General features: G+C 66.7%; 19 protein-coding genes. 6 read left to right on the forward strand and 13 right to left on the reverse strand.

Going from position 1 to position 23,547, the window contains the following annotated elements; genetic code table 11:
- The 4 genes from ACOJB8_RS21780 to ACOJB8_RS21795 all read left to right on the forward strand — a co-directional run.
- The coding region (locus ACOJB8_RS21780; RefSeq protein ID WP_475014145.1) for a hypothetical protein at positions 1-182 on the forward strand (182 nt) is incomplete at its 5' end.
- A 328-nt stretch (positions 183-510) separates the two neighbouring features.
- Positions 511-1,188 carry a CsgG/HfaB family protein gene (locus ACOJB8_RS21785; protein ID WP_069265752.1) on the forward strand — a complete coding sequence of 226 codons (678 nt, stop codon included), beginning with the start codon at positions 511-513 and terminating at the stop codon, positions 1,186-1,188.
- A 58-nt stretch (positions 1,189-1,246) separates the two neighbouring features.
- Positions 1,247-1,612: a DUF4810 domain-containing protein gene (locus tag ACOJB8_RS21790; RefSeq protein ID WP_069265753.1), complete on the forward strand. Its 366-nt coding sequence runs from the start codon at positions 1,247-1,249 to the stop codon at positions 1,610-1,612.
- 14 nt (positions 1,613-1,626) lie between these two features.
- The gene (locus tag ACOJB8_RS21795) at positions 1,627-2,292 is read left to right on the forward strand and encodes a DUF799 domain-containing protein (protein ID WP_069265754.1); all 666 of its coding nucleotides are present in this window, start codon (positions 1,627-1,629) and stop codon (positions 2,290-2,292) included.
- Positions 2,293-2,387: 95 nt separating this feature from the next.
- Here the strand turns inward: ACOJB8_RS21795 and rpoD are convergent, their stop codons facing one another.
- The 4 genes from rpoD to ACOJB8_RS21815 all read right to left on the reverse strand — a co-directional run bounded on the left by rpoD (position 2,388) and on the right by ACOJB8_RS21815 (position 6,563).
- Positions 2,388-4,370 (reverse strand): RNA polymerase sigma factor RpoD, encoded by a 1,983-nt coding sequence (gene rpoD, locus ACOJB8_RS21800; protein WP_069265967.1) that lies wholly within the window; start codon positions 4,368-4,370, stop codon positions 2,388-2,390.
- A 413-nt stretch (positions 4,371-4,783) separates the two neighbouring features.
- Complete coding sequence (locus ACOJB8_RS21805; RefSeq protein WP_069265755.1) at positions 4,784-5,374, reverse strand: class I SAM-dependent methyltransferase; 591 nt, start codon at positions 5,372-5,374, stop codon at positions 4,784-4,786.
- 150 nt (positions 5,375-5,524) lie between these two features.
- Positions 5,525-5,962 (reverse strand): GFA family protein, encoded by a 438-nt coding sequence (locus ACOJB8_RS21810; RefSeq protein WP_342949094.1) that lies wholly within the window; start codon positions 5,960-5,962, stop codon positions 5,525-5,527.
- 259 nt (positions 5,963-6,221) lie between these two features.
- Complete coding sequence (locus tag ACOJB8_RS21815) at positions 6,222-6,563, reverse strand: helix-turn-helix domain-containing protein (protein WP_069265969.1); 342 nt, start codon at positions 6,561-6,563, stop codon at positions 6,222-6,224.
- 79 nt (positions 6,564-6,642) lie between these two features.
- Here ACOJB8_RS21815 and ACOJB8_RS21820 point away from each other — a divergent pair, with 79 nt between their 5' ends.
- Positions 6,643-7,539 carry a hypothetical protein gene (locus tag ACOJB8_RS21820; protein ID WP_475014149.1) on the forward strand — a complete coding sequence of 299 codons (897 nt, stop codon included), beginning with the start codon at positions 6,643-6,645 and terminating at the stop codon, positions 7,537-7,539.
- A complete protein-coding gene (locus ACOJB8_RS21825) occupies positions 7,487-7,735 on the forward strand; it encodes a hypothetical protein (protein ID WP_069265757.1) in 249 nt (82 codons plus the stop codon). The genes ACOJB8_RS21820 and ACOJB8_RS21825 overlap by 53 nt, the downstream gene beginning before the upstream one ends.
- Before the next feature lie 210 nt (positions 7,736-7,945).
- Here the strand turns inward: ACOJB8_RS21825 and bcsR are convergent, their stop codons facing one another.
- From bcsR to bcsB, 9 genes are all read right to left on the reverse strand, one after another.
- Positions 7,946-8,155: a BcsR/BcsP family cellulose biosynthesis protein gene (bcsR, locus tag ACOJB8_RS21830; protein ID WP_246089262.1), complete on the reverse strand. Its 210-nt coding sequence runs from the start codon at positions 8,153-8,155 to the stop codon at positions 7,946-7,948.
- A complete protein-coding gene (gene bcsG, locus ACOJB8_RS21835; protein ID WP_069265758.1) occupies positions 8,155-9,741 on the reverse strand; it encodes a cellulose biosynthesis protein BcsG in 1,587 nt (528 codons plus the stop codon). The genes bcsR and bcsG overlap by 1 nt, the downstream gene beginning before the upstream one ends.
- Before the next feature lie 39 nt (positions 9,742-9,780).
- On the reverse strand, positions 9,781-12,375 hold the full coding sequence (gene bcsA, locus ACOJB8_RS21840) for a UDP-forming cellulose synthase catalytic subunit (protein WP_475014152.1): 2,595 nt from the start codon (positions 12,373-12,375) through the stop codon (positions 9,781-9,783).
- Entirely contained in the window at positions 12,372-13,205 is an 834-nt protein-coding gene (gene bcsQ / locus ACOJB8_RS21845; protein ID WP_475014154.1) for a cellulose biosynthesis protein BcsQ, read from the reverse strand. The genes bcsA and bcsQ overlap by 4 nt, the downstream gene beginning before the upstream one ends.
- The gene (locus ACOJB8_RS21850; RefSeq protein WP_069265761.1) at positions 13,202-13,405 is read right to left on the reverse strand and encodes a hypothetical protein; all 204 of its coding nucleotides are present in this window, start codon (positions 13,403-13,405) and stop codon (positions 13,202-13,204) included. Before ACOJB8_RS21850 ends, bcsQ begins: the two co-directional genes overlap by 4 nt.
- A gap of 9 nt (positions 13,406-13,414) precedes the next feature.
- On the reverse strand, positions 13,415-15,268 hold the full coding sequence (bcsE, locus tag ACOJB8_RS21855; RefSeq protein WP_475014157.1) for a cellulose biosynthesis protein BcsE: 1,854 nt from the start codon (positions 15,266-15,268) through the stop codon (positions 13,415-13,417).
- 72 nt (positions 15,269-15,340) lie between these two features.
- On the reverse strand, positions 15,341-19,480 hold the full coding sequence (locus ACOJB8_RS21860; protein WP_475014159.1) for a cellulose synthase subunit BcsC-related outer membrane protein: 4,140 nt from the start codon (positions 19,478-19,480) through the stop codon (positions 15,341-15,343).
- On the reverse strand, positions 19,462-20,787 hold the full coding sequence (gene bcsZ / locus ACOJB8_RS21865; RefSeq protein ID WP_475014160.1) for a cellulose synthase complex periplasmic endoglucanase BcsZ: 1,326 nt from the start codon (positions 20,785-20,787) through the stop codon (positions 19,462-19,464). The genes ACOJB8_RS21860 and bcsZ overlap by 19 nt, the downstream gene beginning before the upstream one ends.
- A 2-nt stretch (positions 20,788-20,789) precedes the next feature.
- Entirely contained in the window at positions 20,790-23,201 is a 2,412-nt protein-coding gene (gene bcsB, locus ACOJB8_RS21870; RefSeq protein ID WP_475014162.1) for a cellulose biosynthesis cyclic di-GMP-binding regulatory protein BcsB, read from the reverse strand.
- Positions 23,202-23,547 lie beyond the last annotated feature (346 nt).

Consider the following 23,547-nt stretch of genomic DNA (forward strand, 5'->3'; position numbering starts at 1 on the left):
ACGTCCAGAACCCCGGTGTCTCCGAAAGAGAACCGGGGTTCTGGCGTTTGGGCGCCAGAAAGAACGATCATTTTCTGCGACCTGACTTATTCGCAGTCGATAGCGAAAATCTCCAAATCGCTTTAAATAGCATTTCATGCGTGCGTCAATACGCCTCAGAAGTCGCACAAATAAAAATCTAATTCGCATTAAATCGCAGCTTTCCTAAAGTTTTTCCCTAATCCGGCCGATAGACGCGTGTGTAGTCAGCAACTACAAACTAAAGATCACACGCTACACCAATAAAAACCGGGGAGCTTCTGCGCATGCGCTCGCGTGCGGGAAGCGAGAAACATGCACGACCGATGGAATGACTTGCGCGCGCAGCGAGGCACTGCGCCCTCTATCTCCGCCGCAGCGACGCTTGCGAGGACGCCCTGCGTGCTCCGCGTGCACGCCGCCGCCGTCTGGCTCCGCATCTCGCCGATCTCCCTTGTCCAGCCTCTTTTGCCCTGACAACAAGGAGAATTCATGAAGTCGTCCAAGACGTGGGGTGCGCTTCTCGCCGCCGCCACCATCGCAGCCCTTGGCGGTTGCGCGACCGAATCGTCGCGTTCGCTGCCCGTGCCGCCTGTCACCAGCGCGCAGCGCCCGCCCGTCGGTAAGCCGGTGCAGATCGCAGTCGGCAAGTTCGACAATCGCTCGAGCTACATGCGCGGCATCTTCTCCGACGGCATCGACCGGCTCGGCGGGCAGGCCAAGACCATCCTGATCACGTCGATGCAGCAAAGCGGCCGCTTCAGCGTGCTCGATCGCGACAACCTTGACGAGATCCGCCAGGAAGCGGGCTTCACCAGGAAGGCCCAGGCGATCAAGGGCGCCAACTACGTCATTACCGGCGACGTCACCGAGTTCGGTCGCAAGGAAGTCGGCGATCACCAGCTGTTCGGCATTCTCGGCAGCGGAAAGAACCAGATCGCCTACGCGAAGGTGAGCATCAACGTTGTCGATACCACGACTTCGGAAGTCGTCGCTTCGGCGCAGGGTGCGGGCGAGTACAGCCTCTCGAACCGCGAGATCATTGGCTTTGGCGGCACCGCGAGCTACGACTCGACGCTCAATGGCAAGGTGCTCGAGCTCGCGATCCAGGAAGCAGTCAACCATCTGGCCGACCAGGTCGACGCGGGCGCGCTGCGCTCCGCACACTGACCGCCTACGTCGGCCGCGCTTCACGCTGAATCAGAACAACTACTCATACGGGGTTTTCATGAAATACATCGGCACGCTTCGGGGGCTCTGCCTGCCCATCACGGCGGCAACGCTGCTGCTCGCAGGCTGCGCGAACACCACGCCGCCGCTCTACCAGTGGAGCGGCTATCAGCCCGGGGTCTACGACTACCTGAAGGGCGAGAAGGCACCGCAGCAACAGATCGATGCGCTCGAGAAGTCGCTGCAGGAAATCCGCGCGAAGGGCAACACGCCGCCGCCAGGCTTCCACGCGCAACTGGGCATGCTCTACGCGAACGTCGGCAACGACACGCAAGCCATGCAGGAATTCGACGCCGAGAAGCACCTCTTCCCGGAGTCGTCGACCTATATGGACTTCCTCATGAAGAAACCGAAACAACAATAAGCGAGCGTACCGATATGTCCAGATTTTCCACTCTCAAGCTCTGGCTGGCTCTGTCCGCGCTCGCATTGCTGGCCGCTTGTGCACAGCCGGTCAAGCACGCGGATTACACGGCGTTCAAGAATGCGCGCCCGCGCTCGATCCTCGTGCTGCCGCCCGACAACGCGACGACGGATGTGAATGCATCGAACAGCATGCTCTCCCAGATGACGATGCCGCTCGCCGAGGCGGGCTACTACGTGATTCCGGTCGCGGTCATGGAGGAGACGTTCAAGCAGAACGGACTGACGACGGCAGGCGACATCCAGCAGACCCCGCCGGAAAAGCTGCGCGAAATCTTCGGCGCCGATGCGGTGGTGTACTCGAAGATCACGCAATTCGGGACGCAATATCGTGTGATCGACAGCGCGACGGTGGTGACGGCGACGGCGAAACTCGTCGATCTGACAACCGGCAAGGTGCTGTGGCAAGGCGCGGCCAGCGCCAGCAGCAACGAAGGCAACAACAGCGGTGGCGGCGGCCTGATTGGCATGCTGGTGGTGGCGGCAATCAAGCAGGTCGCGAATTCGCTGACCGACAAGAGCCACGATATCGCAGGTGTCACGAGCTATCGTCTGTTGCACGCGGGGCCGCCGACGGGCCTGCTCTACGGTCCGCACTCGCCGAAATACGGCACGGACTGACCGGCGGCGCTCGCGCCGCATAAAGAAAAAGCCCGTCACCGGGAGGTGACGGGCTTTTTTCAATCCAGCTCAAGGGAGCGCAGCAGTAAAACCGCTTAGCGCTCCAGGAACGGACGCAGCTTGTCCGCGCGGCTCGGGTGCATCAGCTTGCGCATCGCCTTGCTTTCGATCTGGCGGATACGCTCGCGCGTCACGTCGAACTGCTTGCCCACTTCTTCGAGCGTGTGGTCCGACGTCGTGTCGATGCCGTAGCGCATGCGCAGCACCTTCGCTTCGCGCGGCGAGAGCGCCTTGAGCGCCTCGTCGATGGCAGCGCGCATGTTCGCGTGAATCGCAGCATCAGCCGGCGAGGCCGAACCTGCGTCCTCGATCATGTCGCCGAGCGTCGCGTCGCCGTCGTCGCCTACCGGGCTTTCGAGCGAGACCGGTTGCTTGGCGATCTTGAGGATGCCGCGCACCTTCTCTTCGGTCATGCCCATGCGCGCGGCGAGGTCCGCCGGATGCGCTTCCATGCCCGTTTGCTGCAGGATCTCGCGCGAAATGCGGTTGAGCTTGTTGATCGTTTCGATCATGTGCACCGGCACGCGGATCGTGCGCGCCTGGTCGGCGAGCGCGCGCGTCACGGCCTGACGCACCCACCACGTCGCGTACGTCGAGAACTTCCAGCCGCGGCGATATTCGAACTTGTCCACCGCCTTCATCAAGCCGATGTTGCCTTCCTGGATCAGGTCGAGGAACTGCATGCCGCGGTTCACGTACTTCTTCGCAATCGAGATCACGAGACGCAGGTTGGCCTTGACCATCTCGCCCTTCGCCTGACGCATCTTCGATTCGGCGACGGTCATGCGGCGATTGATCGCCTTGATCTGCTGCAGCGACAGCGATGCGGCCGCTTCGATCTCGGCGAGCTTGCGCTGCTCCGCCTGGATAGCCGGCAGGCTGCGCTCGATCGACGGACCGTACTTGCTCGACGCGGCTGCGGCGCGCACGCCCCAGTCCAGATCGGTTTCGTGGCCCGGGAACTGCTCGACGAAGGCTTCGCGCGGCATGCCGCAGCGATCGACGACGATGGAGAGCACGTTGCGCTCGATCGCGCGAATCTGCGCGACCTGCTCATGCAGCAGCGAGCACAGGCGGTCGATCGTGCGGGCCGTGAAGCGGATCGGCGCGAGTTCCGTCTGGATGTCGGCGCAGATCTTCATTTCCAGGGCCGTAGCGCGCGCATTGGCGTCCGTCGTACAGGCCATCTGTTCGAACAGCGCGCGAACGCGCGCGAAGATCGCGAGGCTGTCTGCCTTCAGTTGCGCCAGCAGGGCTTCGTTCGCCTTGCTGTTGTCGGCGTCGCTGTCTTCGTCGTCGCTCGAGTCGTCCGACTCTTCTTCTTCCGATGCCTGGGCTTCGACTTCTTCGCTCGCGTCTGCGTCGGCCGCCGTGGCCGGTTCCTGCGCCGCTTCGTCGCTGCCGATGCCGTCGACGAGTTCATCGATGCGCATCTCTTCAGCCGCGACGCGGTCGGCGTCGGCGAGGATGGTCGCGACGATCGACGGGCATGCCGCGATCGCCTGGATCATTTCCTGGAGGCCGTCTTCGATGCGCTTCGCCACTTCGATTTCGCCGGCGCGCGTGAGCAGCTCGCTCGAGCCCATTTCGCGCATGTACATGCGCACGGGGTCGGTCGTGCGGCCGAATTCGGAGTCGACGGTCGAGAGCGCGACTTCGACTTCTTCGTCGGCTTCGTCGTCGGCCTGCTGGTCGGCGCGGGAATCTTCGTTCAGGAGCAGCGTGTCGGCGTCGGGCGCCTGCTCGTACACCTGCACGCCCATGTCGTTGAACGTGGCGACGATCGTTTCCAGCGCGGCCGTCTGCGCGAAGTTGTCGGGCAGATGGTCGTTGATGTCCGCGTGGGTCAGATAACCGCGTTCGCGGCCGAGCTTGATGAGCGCCCGCATTTGATGCTGGCGTTTTTCGAGTTGCGAGCCTGCGTCCATGGGCGTCGTATCGCCGGTCTTGTCTTTGGACGAGCGGCGTGCGGGGCGGGCAGACGAGGTCAGCGCGTCGTCCCGGTCATGGCTTGTCAATACATTCTCCTCGAAGGGATAGCCCGACAAGGGCAAAAAGGGTCACGCGCCAGCGGCGTGGCGTCCTGGCGATGACGAAATTGCAGGGGAGTGGGCGGGGGCGCATGCCGGTCCCGCCAAGCGAGCGCCAAACGTCTGACGACGTGGCAGCCTGGATTTTCGTGCAATGCAGAAAGACCGCGTATGGTAGTGCGTTACGGCATGCGAGGCAACCTGAATCGTCGTGTTTGCGGCACATTGACCGCCTTCAGGGTCGTATCGTTTGGGTAGCGCTTCACCTTACATATTTCCTACATGAGTCCCTTAGACCATTTTTCAAGTGAGAAGTTCACGTTTTTGTCACTCGCCTGGCCTATGGCACGTTGATATTCCCCGCTGATTCCCAGTTGTCCGGTCGCCATGCTGGGCAGCGCTCACGCGCGAATCGCGACAATGCGTTGAACGCGTTTGCCGGAGGACCGGTTGACCGCCTCCTCGTCGAGCGCGATGGTCGTGCCCTCGAGCTGGCTGGTGACGAGCGCCGGATCGAACGCACTATATAGACGCCCCGCTGGGTCGCGCGCGCTGTCGCCGTCGGTGACGCGCCAGCTCAGATAGAGCACGCCGCCCGGCTCGAGCAGTTCGACGAGGCGGCGGCAGGCCGGGCCGATCTGCGCGACGGGCAAATGCATGATCACGGTCTCGCACAGGACGTTGTCAAAGCTCGCGGCGGGCACGCCCTCTAGCTCGGGCAACGTGGCCAGACCGAAAGCGCACTGCGGGTGGTCAGCGGTGGCCCGGGCGATCAGACCCTCCGACGCGTCGTAGCCCGTCGCGGGGTAACCATGGGCGTTCAGCCATGCCACGTCGCGGCCCGACCCGCAGCCGATATCCACGGTCCTTCCGTGGGGCCGGAAATACCGCATGAGACGCGCATAGAGGTCGTCGGGCGCAGACTGGTTCGCCCATTCGGCTGCGTAGTTTGCGGCGCCACTCGTGTACGTCTCGATCGTCATGGAGTCCATATGGGGCTCGCGGTTCCTGTGACAAGAGGAAGGGACGCTTCGAGACTAGCCGATCGACGCAACGAGAGGCAGTCGCGCGGCGATACCGGTATGGCCGCTGCTACGCTCGCCGCTTGGCGCCGCGCGACGGCCACGCTGCACGCAGCGTCGTCAGGGCGGGAATTCGTCGTATTGGGGCAGCGAGTCGGCGATCTCGAACCACGGCGCTTTCGAGCGCACGAAGATATGGCCGGCGGGGCGAATGGCCGGCGGATCGGTCAGCGTGCCGAGCGTCACGTGCACATACGCTCCTTCGCGCACGACTGAATAGAGCAGCGAGCCGCAGCGGCCGCAATGGATGTCGTGGGCGGCCTGCGGATCGCCGTAGACCAGCGTCTGCCCTGCGCCCTCGGTGAGTCGCAGCGCCTCGCTTTCGATGCCCGCAAACGGCTTGAACGCGGAACCCGTGGCGCGGCGGCACTGCGAGCAGTGGCAATTGAATGCGTAGCGGAACGCATTGGCTACCGCATAGCGCACGGCGCCGCAAAGGCACTGGCCGCGCAGCGTGGCGGGAGCATTCGTGTGGGTGGGGGCAGTGTCGGCGGACATGATGGGCGCGGTGCTCTGGTGGCAAGTGTCGAACATTGCGATCGGGCGGCTGCGGTGTGCGCACTCACATCATACGTTTGAGTCGCCCGCGGCGCAGGATAACGCAAAGGTCACCACATATGGGGATTGGCCGGCCAGTCATGGCCTCCGCACGGTTCGTGGCGCCCCTGTAGCCCCGAAATGCACGCCGAATTTCCCATGGATGGTTACCTTTGGCGCCCCCGCGCAAAACGCACCGCCCCAACCCATCCAGGCGAATCTACGCGCCCCGTTCCCTCAAGTCTTTCAATCCCTTGATGACGACAAGCAGCGCGCGGCCGTGCTCTTCCGAACCGTCCCACGCCTCGACGATCGCATTGCGCAGCAATTCGTTGTAGGCAGCCGCGTGCCGGCTGGACGGCAGCGCCTTCACACCATAGAAACTGCATAGCTTATTGAATGATGCGCTCCGGCGTACCCGCCGCCCGTTCGACGTGCGAAGACGCGAGACAGTAGGCTGGCTGACTCCGGAAAGCCGCGCAATTTCGCTGGCAGAGCGTGAATCGTCCGATAACCGCCGCAGCAGTTCCTGCACCGGAAAATGAGTATCTGGGGCTTCCATGTCATGCATTATACCTATACAGTAACGGTTATTGAATTGCTCGCCGAAATCGGCGGGCGGCTGCATTCCGAGGAAGTCGATGGCACTAAAACACCTACCGCCCACGTTTTGCTGGTCCCGTATCGGGCCAGAGGCCGGCGTGGATCTCCCCACGCTGATCCTGCGCAAGGAGTGGGAGCGTCGGCAGGGCGGAGGGCGCTTCCTGTGGGGCATCGGCCAGTCGCTTGGCAACAGCGCTCAAATCGCCGCGCTGCGCACCGGCTCGCTTCTCGCGCTGTTTTCGCCGGCGGCAAGCCGCCCGCGCGCTATGCAAGACAAGCGCGGCAAGCGTGCCGGCGTGGTCGTCTGGAATGCGTGGGTCGACGCGTGCGGTCAGGTGCGCCAGCTTCCGCAGCATGTGTTCGTTACGAGCAGCGCCACGCTGCCCTCGGGCGCCGCACGCGAGCATCACTACGCGCTCGTGTGCGTCTCGCCAACCGAACTGAGCGTCGGCAGCTCACTGCGGGTGGTTCCGGAGCGGCTGCGCAGCGTGAGCACGGCGAAGGCGCCATGCCGCTCGCAGGGCACGGTGGTGGTGGATTGCGTCGAGCGCGCCGCCCAGACGGGCGGCAAGAGCCATCCTCTCGTGTTCACGGCGGAGCTGGAGGCGCCATACTTCGTGCGACTCACACAGCCCACGCTCGTCAAGGCGCGCGACCTCGCGGCCATTCACGAGGCATCGCGCATGGGCGACTTCGACACCTACACAGATCTCACCAAACGCGTGCGCAGCGAAGCCTGCGCGCAGCAGGCGCGCGGCGTCACGCGCGATCTCTTCGACGTGCCGCCTGCCGATCACACGGCGTCTTCACGGCTTGGCGGAGCAAGAACACGCCATGTCTCCCGGGCGGGAGACTGGACCCAGCTCACAATGGAACTCTTCCATGGCGATTCACATCCGTTCACAAGAGGCCGAGGCCGCGCAACGCTTTTTTGAGGCGAGCCGCAACGTCGACCGGGCATTTCGCGCCCTGCGTGCCGAGGCCCACGACCACGTGGCCGCGCCGCTCGCCTATGGCGCCGCGCAATCACGGCTCGATCACGCGCTGGACGAACTGGCGCGTGCCGAGGCGTTGTTCGATTCGGTGACTGACGTACAAACGCGTCAGATGAGGGATCATCAGGATCACTGAGGAACTGGCGCAATGACCCGCGAAGCGGCACTCACCGGTACGGGTCCCGCTACGCTGGCGACCATCCCGAGCCCGCGGCATTCGCGCGGCGCGACTTCGCGCCCATGGGCCGCCCGCTGACTCGCATGCCGCTGGAACGCTGCGTCCTCGCGCAACGCGTGGAGCGCAGCGCTTTCTGAGCGCGCCGCAGAGGCGAGTTCACGAGCTAGCTCAGCCCTTTTCCCCTTCAACTGGCAACTCCAGCACGGCCGCCACGAGCGGCCAGCGCTTCGCGGCCGCCTGCCAGGCGTCCTCGGCTTGAACGTCGAGATAGCGGTCGCGGTCCACGCCCTCGACGAGACGCGCGAGCGCGTCGATATCGCTCGGCAACGCGGGACCACTGCGCGAACGCCGGCCGGACCCCCACAAGCGCATCGCCATCACTTGCCCTCCACCCACACGCCGTCGGGCGTATGGATCACATAGCCGGTTGGCGTCGTCATCGTCACCGTGCCTTCGTTTTCGCCGACCATGCGTGTCTGCGGCAGGTTGTTCGCATACTGCGCGAGCGGCGGCGCGCCGGTGGCGAACGGGCTGTGCGCCACGAGATTGGACAGCAGCTGCGCGAGCGCGAGATAGCTCGTGGGCGTGTCGATCGTCGTCACGCCGCCGGTGTGCTCGCTGCCGGCCGGCAGCCCCACCACCTTCACGCCCACCGGCACGTGGACGATGTTCGGCGTGGGGATCTCGCGCATGCCGGCAATCTGGTTCTCTTCGCCCTGCAGCGCCGCGCCGTGTTCGGGTACGAAGACGATCACCGCCTTGCGGCCCGACTGCGCGACGAGGTCGATCAGCTTGTCGACGTCTCCGAGCAGCCGCTGCAGGCGAATCGGGTAGGACTGCAGGCTCGTGAGCTTGTCGTTCGGCGCGGGCAGCCGGTTGCCGTCGTGCATCGAGACCGTGTTGTAGTAGAGCGCGACTGGCCCGCCGCCAGCGGCAATGCGCTGCTTGTACCAGCGCGAAAGCGCGTCGTAGTCGTCGGCCAGCGCGGAACCGTCGAACTCCTTCATGAACTCCGGGAAGCCTTCGTTCGCGGGGATCGTCACGCCCGGCACGCCGATTTCACTGATCACCGTGCTGCGGAAATTGTCGAAACGGCCGTTGTGGTTGAGCAGCGCGTTCGGCGTGTAGCCGGCCTGCGCGAGCTGCGCGAACAGGTGGCACTCGGCAGGCGCGGGGTCGTAGAGCGCCTTGTGCGGCTCTTGCCCGCAGGTGGCGCGCAGCACGCGGATCGCGGCGGGCCCGCTATAGCTGGCACCCGAGCTGAAGTTCTGGAAGATATAGTCGAAGCGCGAGAAGAGCGGGTTGTTGCGCATCTTCACGACATCCATGTCGTTCCACGAGAGCGAGCAGATGTGCACCATGATGATGTCGAACTGCGCGTTCGCGTCGGTGGTGAGCGGCGTGAAACTCACGTGCCGGCCTTCCTCGTTGGCGCGGAACGCCGCGAGCTGCTGGTCGTAGCTGCCCGACTGCTCGTCGCGCTTCTTGCCGGTGCCGCCGTCCTCGTCGCCGTTGCTGGCGAGTGAAGCGTTGGCGGTCGCATTCGCCACGAACGAGCCCACGCCCTGCCAGACCGGCATGACGACGAGCGCGATCAGCACGAGCGTCGTCACGCGTACCCAGCGGTTGATGAGGAAGTAGAGCAGCACGGCGATCACCGCCGACACGGCCATCGAAAGCGAAATCACGCGCCGCGTGAGCTCGAACATGTACGAGGGCGTGAAGGTGAGGAGCACGGGGATCTGCGAGATCGCCCGGCCGATGTCGGGCATGCTCGACTCGTGGTACGCAATGGCGATGCCCACGATCACGGCGATCACATCGCGCGCAATACGCAGCCACCGCCTGTGCAGCGGCACGAGCAGCAGGATGACGAAGGCGAAGTTCATCCACCACTCGGGCTTGAGCGTGCCGATCGAGTAGAGGTACAGCTTGGCGAGGAAGTAGAGATTCCAGAGACCCATAGTGTTTCGCGTTCCAGGGTGTAGCGGTGGTTCCGGTTATCAGGGCTGGCGGACCTGGCCGGCCCGGCGTCGCGTGAACAAGTTTTCCAGCGCGTCGAAGAACGCGTCGATGAGGCGCATGTAGCCTTGCCAGCTCAGCTCGATCAGCTGAATGAGGCCGTGCAGCGGCGCGTCTGAGGGCGGCACGTCCTCCCATTCGAGCCAGGCATCGGCGCGGCCGAACGTGCATTCCACGAGCTTGCGCTCCATCTCCATCGTCATGCCGACGAAGCGCACGCCGAGGCGCCGGTCGGCCAGACGCGCGACCACGGCGGGGAAGTCATGCTCCAGCACGCCGCGCGCGAGCGTCACGTTGATGCGCTCGCCGGGTTCGAGCTTCGCTACGGCGTCGGCGGGCAGCATGAGACCGAGGCCGCCCATCGAATAGTTCTCGGTCTTGCACGCGAGCGTGCGGCCGTCGGGCAGCGTGAGCATGGCGGGCACGCGCAGCGGAATGCGGTGCGCCACGCGCACCTGCTTCGCCTCTTTGGCCACGCCGAGCGCGAGCCCGAGAATGGTGAGATTCACGCCGGCCCAGAAGAGGTTCATGAACACGGTGGCGGGCTCGTCTGACCGCCAGATCGTGAGGCGGCCGATACCGGCGAGGACAGAGCACACGTTGATCGCGAGCAGCACGAGGTAGGGCTTCGAAATCGTCCAGTCGAGATACTCGTGCTCGATATGGCCGCCCTTCGAGGTCACGTTGAACTTGCCGAGCTTCGGATTGATGAGCGCCATGGTGGTGGGCAGCACGATGTACCACGCGAGCACGGACTCGTAGGCTTCGGCCCAGAACGAGTGCCGGTAGCGTCCCTGGATGCGCGAGTTGGCAATCGCGGCAATCACCAGATACGGCACCACGTAGGCGAGGATCACGGGCGCAGGCGTGTTGATCACGTGCAGTCCGAAATACAGGTACGCGCCGGGCATCACGAGGAAGATGAGCCGCGGGAAGCCGTAGAAGAAGTGCAGCATGGCGTTGCTGTAGCACATGCGCTGGAAGAACGAGAGTCCCTTGCCGATCCACGGATTGTCGACGCGGAAGATCTGCGTCATGCCGCGGGCCCAGCGGATGCGCTGGCCGATGTGGTCGGCGAGGCTGTCGGTGGCGAGGCCCGCCGCCTGCACGGTGCGCAGATAGGCCGACGTATAGCCGTGGCGATGCAGCCGCAGCGAGGTGTGGGCGTCCTCGGTCACGGTCTCGGTCGCGATGCCGCCAATGTGCTCGAGCGCCGAGCGCTTGATGACCGCGCACGAGCCGCAGAAGAACGTGGCGTCCCAGAAGTCGTTGCCGTCCTGGATCAGCCCGTAAAAGAGGCTGCCTTCGTTCGGCACGCGGTGGAACGTGTCGAAGTTGCGCTCGAACGGATCGGGCGAGAAGAAGTGGTGCGGCGTCTGCACCATCGCGCATTTCTTATCGGCGAGAAAGACGCCTATGGTCGTTTGCAGGAAGGAGCGCGTGGGGATGTGGTCGCAATCGAAAATCGCGATGTACTCGCCCTGCGTGAGCGGCATCGCGTGATTGATGTTGCCGGCCTTCGCATGCGTGTGTTCGTCGCGGCGCAGGTAGCCCACGCCCGCCTCGCGCGCGAAGTCGCGGAATTCGTCGCGGTCGCCGTCGTCGAGGATGTAGACGCGCAGCTTGTCGCGCGGCCAGTCGATCGAGCTTGCCGCGAACACGGTTGGCCGCACCACTGAAAGCGGCTCGTTGTAGGTCGGAATGTAGAGGTCGACGGTCGGCCAGTCGGCCGGATCGTCGGGCAGCGGCTGCGGCTTGCGGCGCAGCGGCCACGCGGTTTGCACGTAGCCGAAGATCAGCACGATCCACGTGTAAAGCTCGGCCGCGTAGAGGATGTAGCCGACGATGGCCTCGGCAGGGCTCGAAAGATGCAGTGTTTGCGTGCTGCGCCACCAGACGTAGCGGCCCGTCATGAGGATCGACAGCATCACCATGAGCATGGTGGCGAGGCGCCCCGGCAGGCGGCGCGCGATCATCACCACGACGTACACGAGCAGGAACAGCAGCACCTGGCCGGCGAACGGCAGCGGCGTCGTGCACACGGCGACAGCCGCGACGAACGCGAGCCACAGGAGGCCCTGGCGCAGGTAGGGCACGCTGTCGAGCGCCGCCGAAAGCTTTTCGAGGTGCTGCTCGATGCCTTCCCACGGCACGTCGGGCAGCCGCGCGCCGACTGCCGCGCTCGCGCGCGAGGCGCGGCGATAGACGGGTTCGAGGCGCCTGTCGAGCCACGCGCGCAGTGCGAAGCGATGGTGTCCTTGCGGCGCCTTGTGAAGCTTGCGCAGATCGGCGGCGAGACGCTGACGCGGGCGCCTCGGGCGCAGGAAGATGCGCAGGAGCCACGCTCCAGCGGTGCGGTCGCGGCCGATGTTCAGGCGCTGGCGGATGTCCTTGCCGAGCCGCGCGAAGGCGAGCGCGGGCACGTCGCGCTGGCCAGGGCGCGGCGGCCGGAAGAAGGCGCGCAGCAGCCACTGGCCACCCGGCGCGTCGGGCGCGAGATTGAACTCGGGCGCGCTCACGCGGCGCAGCGACAACCAGAACGCCGTCCACAGGGCAGCGATGCGCTCGCGGATCATGACGTGCTCCCGCGCGCGACGTGTTGCGCGAGCAGTTCGTCGGGCGCATCGAGGCTCGCACCCGTGCTCCAGTGCGAGAGCCACGAGGCGATGCCGTGAAGGTCGTGCGCGGCCTGCGAGCTGGGCGCGCTCAGGCAGAAGTTTTCTCCCGCGGCGAGTGCGGCGGGCACACCGGTGTCCGCATGCACGAGATACGGGAGCATGGCGGCGCCCAGGCGCGCGCGCAGCAGTGAAACGACGTCCATGTGCAACTGGCGCGCGGGCACGACCGCATTGGCGACGAACACGCTGCGCTTCTGTGCGCGCACGAGCGCGGCGATCAGGCGCGGCAGCGTCGCGCACGCGGTGGCGCAGGGTGTGAGGACGCCGAGCACGAGGTCGGCGGCGTCGATTGCCTGACGCGCGTGCGCCGAGGGCCACGTGCCCGCATCGACGAGCGCGATCGTCTGCGCCGGCAGGTCCACGCGGGCAAGCAGTTCGCGCAGCCAGCCGGGGCGCGCGTCGAGCAGGGCGCAGGCGTCATCGTCGCGCGGGTCATCGGATGCATGGCCGTCAGCGAGGCTGCCCCACGGCAGCACGAGCACGCCGTCGTCGCTTTGCAGCGCGGCGCGCGACCAGGCGTCGTCGGCGCCAGGGCCGCCCGCCAGATGCGTGACGAGGCCTTCGCGCGCGCTCTCGCGCAGCCCGAAATGGAGCGCCAGCACGTTGCGCGGGTCGCATTCCGCGGCGAGCGCAACATGTTCGCGCGCCGCCAGCAGACCGGCGAGCGCGGCGGTGAGGGTGGTGCGGCCCGCACCGCCCACGCTGGAGACGATGGCGATGGTCTTCATCGGCGCGGCCCCGTCTGGCTGAAACGGCGCTGGCCGCGAATCAGCAGGGCGTCGACCTGCGGCGGGAGCTGGAGCGGGCGCGAGCGCGCGGGGCGCAGCCACATGGGCACGAAGCGCGCGAGACGCAGGCGCCAGCCGATCCAGTAGAGCGGCACGGCCAGTATCAAGCCCCAGACGAAGTAACCGAGGAAGATGTTCATGTCGCTCTCCTATGCTTTGAGCGGCAGCGGCGCGCGCTGCGGCGCGGCTCGCGGTTTCGCGTTGTCGGTGCGCGCGGCGGCGTCGAGCGCGGGCAACAGGTCGCCGTTTATGGGAGCGATGTTGACGGGCACTGCGGGTTCCGGCACTGCGGTTTCTGTCGTGGCTGCCGTCGCTGAGCCCGATGCGATCGCGGAAGCCGCCGCAGGCGGCACGGTCTGGCCGTTGGCCTGCACCGAGACGGCCGCGGGCGCGGCGGGCTGCCCCTCGTTGATCGCGAGCCAGCCCGAATAGTCGGGCGGCGGCGTGGTGTCGATTTCCTCGCCGAGCGTGTCCAGCGCCTCCGTGATCGCGCGGCCGTCGCCGTAGCGCTCCTCGCCCTGGAACAGCTCCGCGAGCGAACGCTGGAACACGCGCCGGCACACGGCGTCGGCGTCGCTCATACGGCAGGCGAAGAAGAACACGTAGAGGCTGTCGCCGCTCGCCGTCACGATGTCGCCCGCGCGGCGCAGATGGCACGCCTTGAGCGCATCCACGTGCGCGACTTCCGGCATCAGCGCGAGGCGAATCAGCACGCTCGGCAGCTGGATCACGCGGCTGCGCTCCACCGCCGCGCGCACGAGTTCGACGAAGTGTGCCGCGCCCACGTAGCCGCTCTCTTCGCCATGCACCACGGCGGCGAGCGCCGCACGATAGTCGGCGGGCATGGGCCGCGAATACACCTGGCCCTGCAGACTGTCGACGATGGCCTCGACCTGCGCGAGCGGCGTCTGCCGCGCGATCACGCGGTTCGCGCCCAGGTTCAGCATGAGCGACTCGTAGCGCATGGCCACGGCGTCCTCGCGCACGATGATCTTGAGCGCTTCGCCGCACTGCAGCCGCAGCGTGTGCACCTGCTCCGCGAGCATTTCGAGGTCGCGGTTCACGCTGAATTCGAGAATCACCGTGGCCGCGACCGAAGTGCGCGCGGCGGCCACGGCGGCCTCGTTGTTATCGACGATCTGCCAGGCCGGCGGCAGTACGCGCTCGTGCAACATCGCGTCGCGCGAAACGATCACGCGGCCTTCGTCGGGTGCGAGCAAGCCCGCCTCGCCGATCTCGGTTTCGAAGGTGCCGCCGGAAACCGTGAGCCGGTGATCGGCGGCGGAAAAGCGCAGCGGCACGCTCCGGCTGCCGTGCACGGCATCGCCCGCGCGCCAGAACGCGACTTCCCAGTGATACTGCCCCTGCACCTGGTGCAATTGTGCGGCGCCCGCGAAGCGCGCCTGGAAGGCGGCGAGTTCGGGATGCTCCTGATCGTCGCCGAGGCCGGGCGGCGCTGCCACCATCAGCACGCCGTAACGATGCTGCGCGCACCAGCCCGCGAGCTGCGCGCCCTGAGCTGCGAGCGCGGCGGGGTCCTGCCAGTTGAAGAACGCCTCCGCGCCTTCGATGAAGAACTGGCTTTCGGGCGCGGCGCACTGCCCGGCGAGCGCGTTGAGCGCTTCGATCAGCACCTGCGCGCCGTCGCGCTCCGGCAGTGTGCGTAGCGCGCATACGTTTGCCCATGCATGCGTCGAACCGCTCTTGTCGAGATCGACGCCTTGATCGCGCAGCGCCGCCGTGAGGCTCGCGCCGTCGCGCGTGGAAAGGACGGTGGCGGGACCTGTGAGCGCGGCGGCGGCGGTCTGCCAGAACAGCGCGTCGCGCGCGGGCGAGGCGCTCGCGTAGACCACGTGCACCTGGCCCGCGCCGAGCGAAGCGAGCGAGGCCGGCAGGCCGTCGATCGCGAGCGGCTCGCGGCGCGCGAGCCGCGAGAACAGCGAGCGGCGCGTATCGCGGCCGGCGCCGGCGGGCGCAGCGGAAAGGGTGGCGGGATCGTTCATCGTATTGCTCGTCTCGCGGATTGCATCGTCGCGGGTTTCATCGTCGTCATGCGCGCTCGCTCCGTGGCCATGTCAGTAGGCCGAATAAGGGACGACCGGCCGCGGCGGGAACGGCACCGGACCCTTTTGCGGGGAGAAGAAGTAGCGCAGGTAAAGCACACCTACGTTCGGCGCATAGTCGCGCGAGCGGTCGAGCCGGAAGCGGCCGCCCACCACGAAGTGCTCTGTCACGCGATATTCGGCCGCCGCTTCGACCGCATAGCTGAAGCCGCCGCCCGAGCCGCCGCCAAAGAACGGCGAACCGAGGTCGTTGGCGCTCATGAACGCGAGCGCCTGGGCCTGCAGGCCTGGGCGCGTCGGGTAGAACGGCGACTCGTTCTCGTTCGTGAACGACATGCCCACCGATCCGTCGATCTCCCAGGAAAGCTTCTTGTAGCGTCCGGTCCAGTCGAGCGGAATGCTGACCGAAAAATAGCTCTGCGGACTGTAGTAGCCGCCGTTACCGAACGTGTAGTTGTGTTCGTTCTTCGAGTATTTCCAGTAATTGAGCGTGAGGCCGCTCGACACGATCTGGTCGGGCCGCTTGAACACCGACCAGTCGTAGCCGCTGCGAACCTTGAACTCCTGGTTCGTCTCCACATTGGTGCCGGTCAGCAGGCCGAAGCCGATGCTCGTGAAGATCGTGCCCGGCCCGAAGTCCTGCGCGCCGCGCACGGTGAAGCCGTTGCGCACGACACCGCCCCACTTCTCGCCCGTGACCGGATCGATGCCGCCCGCATAGGAAACCAGGCTCGCGGTCACAGGGCGGCGCGAGACGTCGAGCGAGAGCGACGAACCGCTCGGGAAGTCGTGGCGGTACTGAATGCCGCCCAGCACGCTCGTGATCGGGAAGCCCACCGGCGTGCTGCCGATGTCGGCGCGCCAGCTATTGTTCGCACCGCTGAACTCGTAACCCGCCGCGAGCGCGACGCCCGTCGCGGTCTCGTTGACAGAACCGAGCCCGGCGTTGCCGAGCGCGGCGATCTTGCCGTACTTGTACGCGATGTCGAGGTCGTTGCCGGGCAGCGTGCCCGCATTCAGATAGACCGTATCGGCGTGGAAGAAATAGTGGCCCGTATAGCCATCAGGAATGCGAACGTATAGCGGGACTTCGGTGGCGTGCAGCTCGGAAATGCCGGGGTCGCCCGAGAGGTTCGACTGATACCACCCGGTCGCGACCTGCCCCTGCTTGCGGTCTTCCAGGCCCTGCAGCGCGCGGCCTGCCGACGTCGTGCCGTCGGCGTCGGGCCGCGTGCCTTCGGCCACTTCCTGCGTGCGCGAGGTGCGATAGAGGCTCGCGGCTTCGTTGTAGTTGCCGCGCGCCTGCGCAACGCGCCCCGCCTGGATCGTAATGTCCGGGTTGTCCGGATACTGCTCGCGCAACGGATCGACCACGGCGGAAGCCTCGTCGTTCAGCCCGAGCGCGGTGAAGCGCCGCGCCACGGCAAGGCGCGTGTCGATGTCGTTCTCCGCGGTGTCGGCCAGCACTGCGCGCACCATGTCGGCGGCCTCCCGGTCTCGGCCCATGCGCTCCAGCATACGCGCAACGGCGAGGCGTGCATCGGCGTCGTCGGGTTGCGTCACGAGCACCTTCTGCGCGGAGGCCATTGCGCCCTTGTAGTCGCCCTTCGCCTCGCGCAGATCGACGTCTTCGAGCCGCCAGCGCTTGGTCGTCTTGAGGCGGTCCGGCACGGCGTCGAGCGTATGGCGGGCGCCCGTCAGGTCGCCCGCCTCGATCTGACGGCCGGTTTCGCGCGCGACGAGGCGCAGCTCCTGGTCGTCGAGACTGGCCTTCTGTTCGTCGGTGATGCCGGGCTGATCGCGCGTCGCGTCGATCCAGTTCGCCCACGCGTCGTCGCGGTTGGCCGCCGCCAGCAGCTCGCCGTAGCGCACGCGCGCGCCGTTCGCCGCCGGGTCGTCGGGGTGCGCCGCGAGCCAGTCCTGCACGAGCTTCAGGCCCCGGTCCGGCTCGCCGATCGCGATCCACTCGCGCCCGACCGTGGCGAGCATCTGCGGGTCGTTGGCCGCGTTCGCGTCGGCGGCGGCGGAATCGAGCAGCGCGCGCGCCTCGTCTTCCTTGCCCTGAGCGATGAGCTGGCGGGCCTGCGCGATCTTCTTCTGCGCGGCGAGATTGCCCATTAGCTCGCGCATGCCTTCGCTGCGCTGTGCTTCGGGCACCGCGTCGAGTTGCGCGGCGGCCGCTTCGACGTCGTCCACGGAATTCAGATAGAGCGCCGTGGCGTAGCGCATGTCGGGCGCCTGCGAGACCTTCAGGCCGTCTTCCATGACCTGGCGGCCCAGTGCGGGCAGGCCCAGATCGCGATATTGGCGCGCGAGCCTGAAACGCGTCCATGCGTCGTCGGGCGTGAGGCGCACGGCTTCTTCGAGTTTCGCGATGGCCGGACTCTTGCGGTTGTCCGCGAGCAGCTGGTCCGCCTGGATCGAGAGCAGTTCGGCGTGCAGCTGCTTTTGCTCCGCGCTCGAACCGCTCACGCGCGGCGTCGTGGCGGCGATGAGCGGCTCGATCTCGCTTTCGCGGCCCGTTTCGCGCAGTACGGTCACGAGGCCGCGTAGCGCGTCCATGTCGGGCTTGGGCGCGTTCACGAGCGGCCGCAGCACGGCTTCGGCTTCGGGCCACTTCTTCTGCGCGATGAGCGCGTTGCCGAGGATATCGCTGGCGGTCGTGTTGCCCGGATCGAGCTTGAGCGCCTCGCGCGCGAGCGTTGCGGCTTCTTCGGGCTTGCCCTGCGAATTGGCTTCGCGCGCCTTCGCAATGGTGCCCCAGATGGTGGCCGTCTTTTCGAGGCTGCGCCACTTGCCGGCGTTGTCCGGGTCGAGCTTGAGGGCGCGCGCGAACAGCTCGCGCGCTTCGTCGTGGCGGCCTTCGCGCAGCCGCACGAGACCGAGCGCGCCGATGGTTTCGCCGTCGTTGGGGTTCGCGCGCTGCGCGCTTTGCAGCGAGGTTTCGGCATCCTTGAGATCGCCGCGATCGAGTTGCGCCAGACCGCGCGCACGATCGGCGGCGCCGGGGCCGGGGGGCCGTGCACGCGCCTGGGTTGACGCTCGCGCGTTGCCTGCGGCCGTGGCCGGCGGCGCGCTAATGACGGCCGATGGGTTCTGCGCCAGGGCTTGCGCCTGCGCCTGGCCCTTCGCGCCGAGCTTCTTGCCGAGATCGGCGACGGTCTGCTTCGCGTCGGAGTCGTCGGGTACTTCCTGCAGATAGCGCAGATACCACACGTAATAGGCGGGATCGTCGTGCCCCGCGCTCGCGAGCGCGCGCCGCCACAGTTCGAGCGCGAACGCGCGGTTGCTGTCCTGGCGCTGGTACACGTGATAGATGAGGTTGAGGCCTTCCATGCGCGTGTCGGCGCGGTCGGTGAGCAGGTCGCCAAGGATCAGCGCGAGGCGGGGATCGTTCGGATTCTGCTTCACGCGCGTGCGCAATTCGCTGATCGCCTGCGCGCGGCCCGCGGTCGTGCCGGCCAGGATGCGGTAGTAGTCGCCCGCGAGATCGCCTGCGGGCGCGCCGTTCGGAAAGAGCTTGAGCAGGCGCGCCGAGGCTTCCTCGCTCTTGCCGGCGGCCGAGAGCAGGCGGATCTGAGCCATCTCCATCTTGCCGCTCGTGGCGACGCGGTAGGCGTCGTCGAGTTCTTTCGTTGCGTTCGCATTGGGCGCGATCTTCTTGAGCTGCGCGAGGATTTTCGCGGCTTCGGCCGGGCGGTTCGAGCGCAGCTCGATTTCGCCGAGCAACGCGAGCGCCTCGGGTTGCTGCGGGTCGAACAGCAGCGCTTTTTGCACGAGCCCGCGTGCGATATCCGGACGATTCTTGCCTTCCCACATGCGTGCGGCCGAGAGCAACTGCGCGGCCTGGGCGGAGGGCGTGGCGGCGTTGGCCGCCGGCTGCGGACCCGCCTGCGCGGATGCCAGATACGGCGAGGCCGCGAAGAGCAGCGCGACGATCGGCGCGAGTCTGGGTGCGAATCCTGGTACGCGTTTTGGTACGAGTTTAGGTACGAGGCGCGGTGCGATGTTCGGCAACAAGCGTTGCGGCATGCGTGAAACCGCTTCGCCTCGCAAGGCGTGCGCAGCCGCGCGCCGCGCCTCACGGCGCGCACTGCGCAGATGGGCGGCGCGGCGGGCAGACACGAGGGCGTTCAGCGCGGCGTGGGGCATGCGCTCGTCCATGCTGGGGCAACGCGACCTTGCGCGTCGAAATGGTAGAGCCCGTCGAGGTAGCCGAGCCCGAACAACATCAGCACGCTGCTGTAGTAGCCAGGCGGCGACTTTTGCGCGAGCGTGCGGCTGCGGTCGACCTGGGCGTTCGCGAGATCGCTGCGGCCGAGTGCCGACAGATACGGCGCGACCGCGGCGGAAAAGCCGCCGTTGCCCTCGTTGGGCCCCGCTGTGCCCGTGGTCGTGTCGACGCGCTCCGGCGGAAAACCGTGCGCGCCGACGAAATCCGCGAGCGGCCTGAAGGTGGCGAGCGTGCTGGCGCGCAGAGGGTCGTCGCCCGCGAGCATGCCGGCCCACAGATACACGCGGATAGCGTTGTACGCGCTTTCGGCGTGCGTTTGCGCGTCGGGGGCGAAGCCGCCTTTCGCGTGATATTCGACCCAGTCGGGCGAGTAGCCCTTGGGCGCGGTCTCGTTGACGAGTCTCGCCGACGAGGCGAGCAGCGCCTTCCATTCGCCCGCCTCCGGCAGCGCGAGCATGAAACGCCGCATGACCTGGAGCGGCACGTAGCTCGGGTTCAGGCGCCAGCCGTCCTTGCCGATCGTAAAGCCCACGGGTCCCGGCAGCACCGTGCGGCCGAGACCCGGCAGCACGGCGGTTTCCTCGCGCACGATGTTGCGGGCCATCACCGTGCCGAGCGCGGTGTAGCGGCGCTCGTTCCAGAGGCGTCCGGCTTCGAGCAGCGTGTAGGCGATCCAGAGGTCGGCGTCGCTGGCGGGGTTGCTGTCGATCACGCCCCACTGCGGCTCGCCGGCATGCGCGGCGCCTGAAGTGCCAGACGCTGCCGACGCCGCAACCGGCTTGCCGTCCTCGCCGATGTCGCGCCGTCCCCAGATCCATGCCGGCAGATGCGTGGCGAGGTCGCCCTGCGCAAGGTTGTTTTCGGTCCACGTAAGGACTTTGTCGAAGCTCGCGCGGTCGTTCGCGACCAGCGCAAAAAAGAGCGCGTAGGACTGTCCTTCGGAAACGGTCACCTGGCGCGGCGTGCTCGCGTCGATCACGCGGCCGTCGGCGCTCAGCAGCGTGCTGCGAAACGCGTTCCACGCGGGCCAGGCGCAGGCCGCGGGGCTGGCGGATTTTGCCGCGCTGCCGCTGGCGCTGGCGGCCGGCGCGGCCGCGTGCGCTGTCGCAGCCGGCATCAGCAGCGCCAATGTTGCGAGCGGTGCGCAGGCAAACGCGCCCGCCGCGAGCCAGCGCATGAGCCGGGGCGCCAGAGCGGGCGCGAGCGTAGCCAAACCCGGACGCATCGTCAGGTCCCGGAGCGGCGGGAGGCCATGCGGCCGAGCGCCCAGAACACGGTGAGCGCAACGATCAGACCGGCCAGAATGCCCGCGAGCGCCATCAGTGCCGGGTAGCGCGAGATAAACACCCAGGCGCGCGCATACCACGGCAGATCGCCGACAAAATAGCGGTTGCCCACGCGCAGGCCCTCCACCTGGCCTTCGCGCACGAGCGTGAGATCGCCGTGCATCTGCGAGATCTTGCCGCCGTCCTGGAGCGCGTCGAGCACGTCGCCGAACTGCGCCGACGAAGTCGCGGCGAGCGCCACCACGCTCCTGCCTGACTTGAGCGGCGACTCGAAGGCGATCAGCGCCGCCATCGGTCCGCCGAGCGTAACGATCGAGCGGCCCGACGGCGTCGGGTCCTCGTCCTCGGTGCCGCCGAGCCAGCCGGGCCAGCCGCTGCGCTGGTCGCGCGTGGTCACCTCGGTCTTGCCGCGCTCGATGAGAAGCGGCAGGTCATTGCCCCACTTCTCGAGCAGTTGCGCGCCCGAGCCCGAACCGATCACAAGCAGGTTGCTGTCGCGCACGCTGTCCACCTGGCTGGCGGGCACGATCGTCAGGCGCAGCGAGGGGAGGCCCGTCCACTGGCCCATGTGGCCGAGCAGCGTGAGCACGGCTTCCTGATCCTTCGTGTCGGGTTGGTCCGGAATCACGAAGGCCGTGTCGGAGAGGTCGGCCATGCGCGTGAACGGATAGCCGCTGTTCGCGAAGTAGGCGAGGTTGGGCAGCGACGTGTAGTGCGCGAAGCCGCTGAAGTCGATGACCGAGTCGGGATCGACGGCCGCGCGCGCAACATCGTTGGCAGTCGAGGTGCACAGCCCCGTCTTCTGCGAATCGATATGGAACTGGAACTGGAACTGGTTGTCGCTGCCCACGCGGAACGCGGGGATTTCCAGATTCGTTGATGAACGGGTGTCCGAGCCCGAAAGCAGCGGCACGTTGATGCGCGCTTCGTCGGAGGCGCGCGTGACGGGACGCAGCCGTTGCGAGCGCACGAGTTGATCGTTGATGCTCACGTTGAGCACCGAGTCGTTCCATGCGGAAGGCGCCGTGTAGCGATAGCGGATGTCGAGCGGCACGTTGCCCCGCGCCCACGCATAGAGGTCGGCGGGCACGCGCAGATTCACGCGGATCGCGGGCGGGTTGTAACCCGATACCTGGAGCTGCTGCGGGTCCGTCACCAGCTCGCGGAACAGCACGGGGCGGTCGGTGGGCACCCAGTTCGGCGCGTCGTAGGGCTTGCGCGCCGGGCCGAGATCGATCGACTTCACCATCACGCTGTTGCCGGCCATGCCGGCCTGCCCGAGCGCGACCGCGTAGGCGGCGTTCAGCAGTTCCTCGGGCGTGCGGCCCGCGAGCACGAGGAGCTTGCGGCCCGACTGCGGATCGGCGGCTGGGTTCGCCATGACCGAGACCGTGGGGCCCTTGATTTCCGGCAGGTTCAGCCCCTCCGGCACCTGGCCCGGCAGCACGAGCGCAATGGCGTTGGCGTCGGGCGGCACGGTGCGCGAGACCGGAAAGCGCGAGCCGCGATAGCTCGCGAGCGCGCCAAGCCACGACGAGACGACGCCCGCCGCGTGCAACACGGGCACGCCCGCGTTGGCGGCGAGTACGAAGGGCACGCGCACGAGGCGGTTGTCGTGGCGGTCGAAGAACGGCACAGGCAAGAGCCCGAGGTCGTCGGGCAGAACGATGCCCGCCGTGTTGAGCGTGAGCGACGTGTCGGGGCTGATGTCGGCCCAGAGGCTCGAATGATAGGCATCCTCGCAATGATCGAGCGTGTAGTGCGCGATCATCTGCACGGTGATGCGGTTGTAGTCGGTGAAAAGGCGCGGATCGAGATCGATCTCGCTCGTCACGAGTTGCCCGGCCGTCTCCTTCACGAGCGGAATCGTCGCGACGACTTCACCGTTCACAAACACCCTGAGATGCGAAAGCGAAAAGATCAGCGAGGGCGAGTAGGTGTAGACGAGCTTGAGCTTTGCGCTGGTCACGACTTCGTCGGTGCGAACGTCTACATTCATGCCGCCGGTGGGATCGAGGCCGCGCAGCGGGATCGGCCCATACGCACCCATCTGGCGCAACGTGAACGTGCGCGTGCGCGGCTGCCCGAGCGGCGTCGAAGCGGCAGGCTCGGGAATGACGGAGCCCGGTGCCGTCTGGATGACAACGGGCCCCGTCACAGGGGCGGAAGCAGCGGCCGCAGCGGAGGCCGTAACTGGCGCTGCGGCGGGAGCGGAGGCGGGAACGTCGCTTGCTCCCGCCGCCTTTGTCGTCTGCGTAGCGGCGACAGCCGATTTGTCCACCGCGAAAAGGCTCGCCCCCAGCAGTAATCCGGCGACGAGCGCGCCCAGCCCAACTTGAACGGAGAGTCGCATCGCAACAGCCCTTTGTTTTCTTCGCAGTGGCTGTCTTTATCTTGCAAAGACAGCGGCTATGGTTATTGGCGGCGTGGTGCCGCCAAGCGTTATCTCGAAACGGCGTCAATGTGTGGTGGAGTTTAGCGGAGAGCCAAGGATCGCGCCCTATGAATGCGCGTGTTTATGCCCGTTGCGTAAAGCGCGCAGATGACGGGCTGGCGCGGCCTGACGGCCGGTTTGACAGTTGGGCGCTCGGATTGGGCTGGCGGGTCGGCGCGATTGACAATTCCTGCGCGCGCAACGAAAGGCGGTGGCGTTGCGAGCGCGCAACGCGGTCGCCGGAGATGGTGCGCCAAAAGCCGGC

It is taken from the genome of Paraburkholderia sp. BR10141, assembly GCF_056155635.1.